General features: G+C 66.8%; 8 protein-coding genes. 3 read left to right on the top strand and 5 right to left on the bottom strand.

Annotated features, from left to right (window positions below):
- Positions 1-20: 20 nt before the first annotated feature.
- The 4 genes from VNF07_10915 to VNF07_10930 are packed head-to-tail and all read right to left on the bottom strand — an operon-like array spanning position 21 to position 2145.
- Positions 21-752: a 2OG-Fe(II) oxygenase gene (locus tag VNF07_10915; GenBank protein ID HVB06742.1), complete on the bottom strand. Its 732-nt coding sequence runs from the start codon at positions 750-752 to the stop codon at positions 21-23.
- Positions 749-1372 carry a methylated-DNA--[protein]-cysteine S-methyltransferase gene (locus tag VNF07_10920; protein ID HVB06743.1) on the bottom strand — a complete coding sequence of 208 codons (624 nt, stop codon included), beginning with the start codon at positions 1370-1372 and terminating at the stop codon, positions 749-751. Before VNF07_10920 ends, VNF07_10915 begins: the two co-directional genes overlap by 4 nt.
- Positions 1372-1872, bottom strand: a complete 501-nt coding sequence (locus tag VNF07_10925) for an RNA polymerase sigma factor (GenBank protein HVB06744.1) — start codon at positions 1870-1872, stop codon at positions 1372-1374. The genes VNF07_10920 and VNF07_10925 overlap by 1 nt, the downstream gene beginning before the upstream one ends.
- A gap of 42 nt (positions 1873-1914) precedes the next feature.
- The gene (locus VNF07_10930; GenBank protein HVB06745.1) at positions 1915-2145 is read right to left on the bottom strand and encodes an MGMT family protein; all 231 of its coding nucleotides are present in this window, start codon (positions 2143-2145) and stop codon (positions 1915-1917) included.
- Between VNF07_10930 and VNF07_10935 the strand changes: the two genes are divergently transcribed.
- Complete coding sequence (locus tag VNF07_10935; GenBank protein ID HVB06746.1) at positions 2078-2437, top strand: GNAT family protein; 360 nt, start codon at positions 2078-2080, stop codon at positions 2435-2437. The two genes, VNF07_10930 and VNF07_10935, sit on opposite strands and share 68 nt — an antisense overlap.
- 349 nt (positions 2438-2786) lie before the next feature.
- On the opposite strand, the gene VNF07_10940 is transcribed toward VNF07_10935, so the two are convergent.
- Positions 2787-4475: a glycosyltransferase family 39 protein gene (locus VNF07_10940; protein ID HVB06747.1), complete on the bottom strand. Its 1689-nt coding sequence runs from the start codon at positions 4473-4475 to the stop codon at positions 2787-2789.
- Between the two features lie 979 nt (positions 4476-5454).
- On the opposite strand from VNF07_10940, the gene VNF07_10945 reads away from it, so the two are divergent.
- Positions 5455-6072, top strand: a complete 618-nt coding sequence (locus VNF07_10945) for an RNA polymerase sigma factor (GenBank protein ID HVB06748.1) — start codon at positions 5455-5457, stop codon at positions 6070-6072.
- Complete coding sequence (locus VNF07_10950; protein ID HVB06749.1) at positions 6069-7346, top strand: hypothetical protein; 1278 nt, start codon at positions 6069-6071, stop codon at positions 7344-7346. The genes VNF07_10945 and VNF07_10950 overlap by 4 nt, the downstream gene beginning before the upstream one ends.
- The last annotated feature ends 400 nt before the right edge of the window (positions 7347-7746 follow it).

Below are 7746 nucleotides of genomic sequence, written 5' to 3' on the forward strand. Positions count from 1 at the left end.
GGCCCTCGTCGGCGGTGTCATCACGCTGCGTCGTGGAGCAGGATGCCGAGCGTGAAGCGCCGACCGGAGCGCACCACCGAGACGCCGTGGCGGACGGGTGCTGCCGACCAGCCGCGCTGGGTGGCGATCGGCCGATCCCGGGTTGTGAAGACCAGCCCCTGAAGGTAGGGGAGAGTCGTTGATGTGCCGCGCGACTGCGCTCGTGGCCGCTGCTCGGCCAGGAGGAACTCGCCGCCGGTGTGGTCCTTGCCCGGCTCGGTCAGGTTGATGACCACCTGCAGCGGGAAGACGAGGTCGCCGTAGAGGTCGCGGTGAAGGGCGTTCCAGTCGCCCGGCCCGTACTTCAAGATGAGCGGCGTCGGCTTTGTCTGCCCGGCGCGGTGGCACTGGTCGAGCCACTCGCCAAATGTGTCCGGCCACGGCGTCGGACGCCCGAGCTTTTCGTACCAGTCCCGCGCGATCGGGAGCAGGTGCGGGTAGAGCGCGTGGCGCAGCTCGTTGACGGCCACTGGGAGCGGCGCAGCCAGGTAGCGGTACTCGCCCTCGCCGAAGCGGTGGCGCCCCATCACCACCGTCGAGCGGAAGGCGTCGTCGCGGTCGTAGAGCTTGATGAGGTCCCGGGCGTCGGCTGCGGTCAGCAGCCGCGGAAGGAGAGCGCAACCGAGCTCGTCGAGTTCGGTTGCGACCGCCGTCCAGTCGGCGCCGTCGACGCGGCGACGGTACGCCGACGCCGTCTCGGCGGCCGGGCTCATCGGTGCGCCTCGAGGTCGAGCAGCTGGTGCTTGACCTCCGCCCCGCCGAGGTAGGCACCGAGCTGCCCATCCGAGCGGATGACCCTGTGGCACGGGATGACTACCGGCAACGGGTTCGTCGCGCAGGCCGTGCCGACCGCCCGCACCGCCTTCGGGTTGTCCACCGCGGCGGCGACGGATTGGTAGCTCGCCGTCTCGCCGTAGGCGATCGCCGGCAGGTACGTCAGCACCGAACGGCGGAAGCCGGCCGACAGGCTGAGGTCGATCGACAGCTCGAACGCTGTCCGCTGTCCCGCGAAGTACTCGTCCAGCTGGCGGGCAACCTCGTCGAGCCGCCGCGGGGTCTCGAGGATCCGCGGGCTGACCTTGTCGGCGAGGGTGTTGAGCACCGTGTCGAGCCCTTCGCGCTCGTAGGCGACCCGGACGAGGCCGGCCGGGGTAGCGGCCAGCAACAGGGCGCCGACCGGGGTGTCGAGTGTGCGGTAGGCGAGGTCGAGCAGCCCCTCGGAATCGGCACGGTCGACGAGTTGCGCGTACAGCGGCGCGAGCTCGTCCTCACCAGGCGATGGGCCGAACAACTCGGCGAGGTCCTTGTCTGGTTGTTCGATGGTCATCGTCATTACACCGGTCCTTCCGTCTCGTGTCTGGATGTGCGGGCCGTGCGGGCCGTGCGGAGGTTGGCGATTCCGTCGGCTGCGGCCCGGCGTGCGGCGACGGTGCTCCCGCCCATCACGGCGGCGACTTCCGCGTAGGGAAGGCCGCCGAGGTAGTGGTAGACGACGGCGGACCGCTGTCGGTCTGGGAGCCGGGCGAGCAACTGAGGAAGGTCCAGTGCGCCGCCGAGGTCGAGTTCGGTGGTCGTCGCAGGGACCTCTGCCACCGGCGTCGGGGTGCGCTTGGTCTTGCGCAGGATGTCGATGGAGCGGCGGTGGGCGATGGTCACGAGCCAGGCCTCGACGTTGGCGTCGGCCGGGAGACCGGGGTACGCCCGCAGCGCTGAAAGAAAGGTCTCGGACCAGGCATCGTCAGCGTCCACCGCGCCGACGATGGTCCTGCACACTCGCAGGACGGTCGGGCCGTGCACCGAGACCACCTCAGAGAAGGGTTGCTTGTCGGTCACGGTCCGTAGACGCCCGGCCGATGCGAAACGTGAGGTCGCATCTCAGAACAGCCGCCAGGGCCACCCGAGCTCCTCGGCCTCGAGATCGAGGAGACGTTGCTTGCGAGCGAGTCCTCCGGCATACCCCGTCAACTTTCCGCCGGCACCGACCACCCGGTGGCACGGCACGAGGATGCAGACCGGGTTGCGGCCTAGTGCTGCCGAGGTGGGCGGGACGTGGCTGGCGGCCAGCGTCCAGCGAACGGGCGTCAACACCGAGACAAAACTGCTCATGCTCGCCCACGCTTTTGAGGCTTGGGGCGTTCGCCGGGTGACGCTCAAGACCGACGCGTGCAATGTCCAGTCTCGCACCGCCATCGAAAGGATCGGTGCGAGAGCTGAGGGAATTCGGCGGGCCCACATGCCAGCGCTCGACGGGACGATCCGCGACAAGGCCTACTACTCGATCATCGCCGCAGAATGGCCCATGATTCGACAACATCTCCGCCAACTGCTCGACGGCGAAAACCACCTCCACCCGCTCGACGGAGGCGACCGTTGCCAGATCAGTCCTGAGGCGGTGTGACATGAACCAGGAACCGACCAACGACACGGCCACCGTGGCGGACCACGATGGCACACAGATCGCGTATTCGCGGGCATCGCGACGTTCCGCAAGCTTGCGCTGCTTCTACACCCATTCGTCTGATTTACGCGCCGGCCTACGCGACCAACCTCGTCGAGAACTCGTTCAGCCGTCTACGTCGAGGCGACTGGTGGGTCCAGCCCGGTGACATCACCCGATCGGTGGTGCTGATGCGGTTCTGCTCAATGACGAACGCGTGTTGTGCACCTCGCGGCGCATCGCCGAGCCAGTACCTGTGTCGAACCGCTCATGACGAGTGGCCTCATTAGTCAGCAGGTCGCGATCACGTTCAGCCGTAGTGACGCAGCGCCTGCCAGACCGAGGGCCAGGAATGGCGCAGTCCCGTACAGAGGTAGATGTGGCCACCCCATTCCTGGTTGTGCAGCCCAGCATCGTTGGCGACCGTCGCCAGGGTGCGCACCGAGGAGAAGAAACCCAGCAAGTAACCCCGGAAACCGGTCACATCTCCCGGCCCGGGCGCGATGGCGACGACCGCGTCGGGGCGCATCCCGGCGGGCATCCACCACCACCCGCTGTTTTGGTCTCCGAAGACGACGGGCAGCCCACTCGAGTGGCCGAGTTCGTTGATCGCCCCGGCCTCGCCGTAGTTCTGGGCGATGAGCACCGATCGCGCTCGAGTCGCCGCGGGAAGGCCGTGCCAAGCGGCGGCAACCGTGCCGACGAATCCGGGCCAGCCGACTGACTCGGCAAGAGCCTGGTTGACGCCGTAGGTCCATCCGATGTCGTCGGCCGGCAGCACCGGAAGGACGAGCGGCACAGCAGCGACCGTTGTGAGGGCCGTCGCGGCGAGCAGCTTGCGCAATCGATGCCCGACGGCGAGCCAGCCCTCGAGGGCGACGGCGCCAGCCGCCAGCAGGTAGACGTAGGCGCCGAGCAGGTAGTAGATCTTCGAGCCGGTCGTGAGGGCGAAGAAGACGAGCAGCAGGGCGTACGCCCACGCGAGGCCCTTCCACGCCGGTCGGCCTGAGCGCCAGAGGAAGCGGACCCCCGTCGCCCACACCGGCACGAGCGCCAACGAGGCCATGATCACCTGGCCGACGACGAAGTTGGCAATCCTGCCCGCTCCGCCGTTCTCGACGTTGAGATTGCGGGTCATCGTCACCGTCGCCCAGCCGTGTCCTGCCTGCCAGACGAGATCTGGGATCGTGAATACGCTGGCGAGGACCGCGCCTGCCACGAACCAGCGGTTGCACATCAGTCGCCAACCCCCGGATAGCACGGTGCCGATGATGAGCGCGAGGGCGAGGAACGCGATGCTGTGCTTGTTGGTGAGCCCGAGCCCGACCACAGCTCCGCCGGCCAGCCACCAGCGGGGATCGCCGGTGCGCCCGATGCGCACCGCGATCAGGGCGAGCCCGGACCAGGCCAGCACGTCGAAGGCGGTCGGGCCGGTGAGGTGGTCGGCGGCGAGCAGCGCCGGCATGGTGGCGACGCCAATTGCGGCCATCAGCTGAGCGCGCTGGCCGCCGCCGAGCTCACGAGCGAGCAGCCCGCCGAGGATGACCGTGCCGAAGCCGGCAAGCGCCGCCCATAGGTGCAGGCCGACGAGGGAGAGTCCGAACAGCGCCAGCGAGAGCCTGGCGATCAGTGGCGTGAAGACGGGCTGGTCGACGTAAGAAGCTTGTAGGTGCCGAGCGGAGTCGAGGAAGTAGAGCTCATCGCGGTGGAACCCGTAGCGTGCGGAGAACGCCATAAGCACGGAAAACAGCGTCAATGCGACGACGATCACGCGACGGTCGAAGCGGGCTCGGCTCGCCTCGCCGCGCCCGGCCGCAGGCATCAGCATCGTCGAGGGCGCCAACAACGAAGCGACTCCGCCTCGGCCCGAGGGCGTCGAAGTGGCGCCCCCGAGGAGTGCGCTGTCCGAGCCAGTACCTTCCATGATCCGACCTCTCTGCTCGCGGGTATGCCAAATGACGATGCGCCTGCGTCGCGTGACGATCGTGGTTCGGGTCAACAGGAGGAGTAATGGCAGCCTGAGGCCCTTCGCCGAGGGGCCGCCATAGGCTTCGACTAATCGACGTCTGCCACTCGCAGCAACGAATCGACTCGTTCTACGGGCGAGCGACGCCGGGGGATCATCGGCCCTCGTTTACGACGGGGAGCGACCTTGGCGACTACCTCGAGGCGCTCTGGCCGCCCGGCCCGGGCGAGGCGGCCGGCGAGGTGGACGGCTGGCTGGCACACCGGTTCGCTCGTCGACGTCTCAACGGCATCGCCAGGTTCAGCGCGCGATTCGAGAACGGCCGCTGGACAGCTGCCATCCGGCTGCGTCCCGACGCGGACGAAGCGGCGATCCACGAGGCTGCGGCACCCATCGAGCTCGAGGTCACCTACACCGACTCCATACCCCTCGACTTCGACCAAGGTGCTCGGGGTCGAGCGCGCCAGAACGGACGCTGCCAACGCGGCGTAGCTTCTCCATCACTTTGGTATCTCTCGAGGGTCGAGGGCTTGGACGGTTTCGGCCCGCCCGAGGAGGATCCTCCTCGGCCCCGTCCAGTCGCAAAGCCCTTTCGCCTCTCGGCCCGCTCAGCGACCGGCCGGACTCGACGTCGAGACGCCGGTCGCGATTCGTCACGGCGAGCCCTGGGCGGTGCTCAGCGGGCGAACAATCTGGCCCGAGGGTACGCGACAAGTTCTGGCACAAGTTCCCAAACATGGCGGGCCGCCGGAACCGGCGAAATCTCAGGTAGGTCGAAAATGTAGGGCAGGACGTTCTTCGCGTCCGCCCGAGGACCCGTCGGCAACGGGGGCGCGGGGCGCGGCCCCGGTGATGCCCGCGTCCTCAGGCCGCGTCTCCGCGCGCTGGCTCTGGCGGCGATTCAGACAGACGACGAACGCCGCCGTGACCGCGCGGACTCGGTTCGGAACAACTCCGAGCGCATTCTGCGGTCGCCTGTAACTTCTGAGGCCGAGCGGATGTAAGTGGAGTGATGAGCGAACAATCCGACGAGCAACGCTTCACCGCGATCTTCGACGCGTTCCGAGCGCCTGTCCTTGCCTATGCACGCCGTCGCGTTGGCGACGACTCGGCACAAGACATCGTGGCCGATACGTTCCTCGTCGCTTGGCGGAATCTGGACGACGTGCCAGCTTTTGCGCTGCCCTGGCTGTATCGCGCTGCCGCGTTTCAGGTGAGCAACTGGCGGCGGTCGCTGGCGCGATCGGAGGAGCGGGCACCAGTTCGCCTCGCACCGGAACCGGTAGGACCAGACCCGAGCGAGGAAGTCGTCGAGCTGGATAGTTGGGCCACTGCGTTTCGTCGTCTGAGCGAATCCGATCGGGAGGTGCTGCGCTTGATCGCCTGGGAGTCGCTCAGTGCAGCGGACGCCGCATTCGTTCTCGGATGCTCTCTGCCCACGTTCAAAGTCCGCGTCCACCGAGCGCGTCGCCGTCTTCTTCGACTGCTTGAACTGGAAGACGCGCCGGAATCGCAATCGACCTCGGATGCCAGACGGTTGTCAAAGAGCAGTCCGAACGAAACGCCCGTGATCCGGGCCGTTCGCGCCGGTGAGACCAGTTCGTTGTCAATTCAAGGAGAGTCACTATGAAGTCGCCAAACGTCCTCGACGACCTTGCCGTGCGCAATCCGGCCCGATCGGACTCGGGCGACGAGGCGTCAGCGGATGACCACGCCCTGCTCTCGTCAATCCTGGCGACATCGCGCCACGAAGCCCGCGTCGCGTGGCACCCTCGGCGCTCACGTCAGCGGCGACGGATGGCCGCTGGTGCGTTGCTCGCCGCGTGCGCGGCGGCGGCCTTGATCATTGCAATCGACGTTCCCCAACCATCCTCCCCGCGTCAGGCTGCGTCGACCGGACACAGCCAGTCACCGTCCCATGCCAGCGTCGTTGTGTTCTTGACCGACGCCGCGAAGGTCGCTGCGCAGACGACGAGCGTTCCGACGCTTGCGCCCGGCCAGTACTTCTACGAAAAGAACATCGTCACAAGTCGTACAACCTGTCAGTTGACGACGGTCGCTTCCGGACAAGCGAGTGTCTCCGCGGGCTCTGCTGGCAGTTCGACGCCTGCGAGCACGATTGCTCCGTCCGATTCCGCGACAACTACCTCCCCGTCGCAGCCAACGACCTCGACAGCCTTCGCGTACACCCAACCGCTGTTTCGCGAGGAGTGGCAGAACGATGACTTCGCTGGTGGTCTTCAAGAGAGCGTGGATGGGACCGGAACCTTCGGCTCTCCGAGCGAGGAACAAGCGTGGCAAGCGGCGGGTTCGCCGTCACTGCAGCTCTGTGCCTATCCCGTCCTGTCGCAACTCAACACATTCGACGAATCGGCGAAGAGCGGCGAGGTCATCGTCTCCCTGCCAACCGACCCAGAGAAGCTCGGCGCACTGATCGCGGCGGGCCGCGTCAACGACATTGGACAGGTGCTTCCGGCCAGCGGCCGGTGCCCATCGAAGGCAGGTGACGCTCAGGAAGTCTTCCCACCCGGAGCCGTCTGCCCTGTCTCGGCACAGTTCGACATCGCGGAGAACCTGCTGGGTGCGCCGCAAGGACCAGCGCTCCTCGGCCCCGCGCTCTATAACCTGCTTGCCCAGCTCCCCGGCGTCGAGAACGTCGGCACGGTGACAGACGCGCTCGGTCGATCAGGCACAGCGATCGAGGACCCGAGCACCGGCAAGGTGTTCGTGATCAACCCATCCACCGGGCAACTCCTCGAACAGGAGGAAGTCAGCGGGTCGAGCACCACCTCCGACAATCCGCTCGGAACGGTCGACTATTCGACGACCTTCGGACCGCTCTCAGTTGTGAACGGTGTAGGTGCCCGTCCGTCTGAGGGCAGCTCGGGAGCAGGTACCAGCTGACGTTGGCCGCGACGATGCGGCAATCGTTACTCCCGCGTGGCATACGCGAGGCACTGTTGAGCGACACGTTGCCTGCTCACGATGAGCAGCTGGAGCGTCAATGAGCGTGATGACGACCTGACGCATCCTTGGTGATTGCGTTGTCGCCTCTCGCGGCGACAACGTGAAGGGGTCCGAGAAAGACAAGGACCCCCCTCGCTCACAATCTCTTGGCAGAGCGGTCCTCTGGATCGCCGGAGGCGTCTGTTGTTTTATGGCTCCTGACGAGGCTGTCGCACAGTTCCTCAGGGCGCCGAGCGGCCCGATCCCCGGCGATCTGCGATCTGTGTGTCGGTAGACGCCGGCTTCCCGCCGGACGGTCTCAGATCACGGCCAATCGATGCCTCCGGACCTTCAGGAG

The organism is Acidimicrobiales bacterium, from assembly GCA_035533595.1.
Taxonomy (GTDB): Bacteria; Actinomycetota; Acidimicrobiia; order Acidimicrobiales; family Bog-793; genus DATLTN01.

Bases quoted from the DNA above. Each gene is read 5' to 3' on its own strand.
- VNF07_10915 (HVB06742.1), bottom strand. From the start codon at position 752: ATGAGCCCGGCCGCCGAGACGGCGTCGGCGTACCGTCGCCGCGTCGAC.
- VNF07_10920 (HVB06743.1), bottom strand. From the start codon at position 1,372: ATGACGATGACCATCGAACAACCAGACAAGGACCTCGCCGAGTTGTTC.
- VNF07_10930 (HVB06745.1), bottom strand. From the start codon at position 2,145: ATGAGCAGTTTTGTCTCGGTGTTGACGCCCGTTCGCTGGACGCTGGCC.
- VNF07_10945 (HVB06748.1), top strand. From the start codon at position 5,455: ATGAGCGAACAATCCGACGAGCAACGCTTCACCGCGATCTTCGACGCG.
- VNF07_10950 (HVB06749.1), top strand. From the start codon at position 6,069: ATGAAGTCGCCAAACGTCCTCGACGACCTTGCCGTGCGCAATCCGGCC.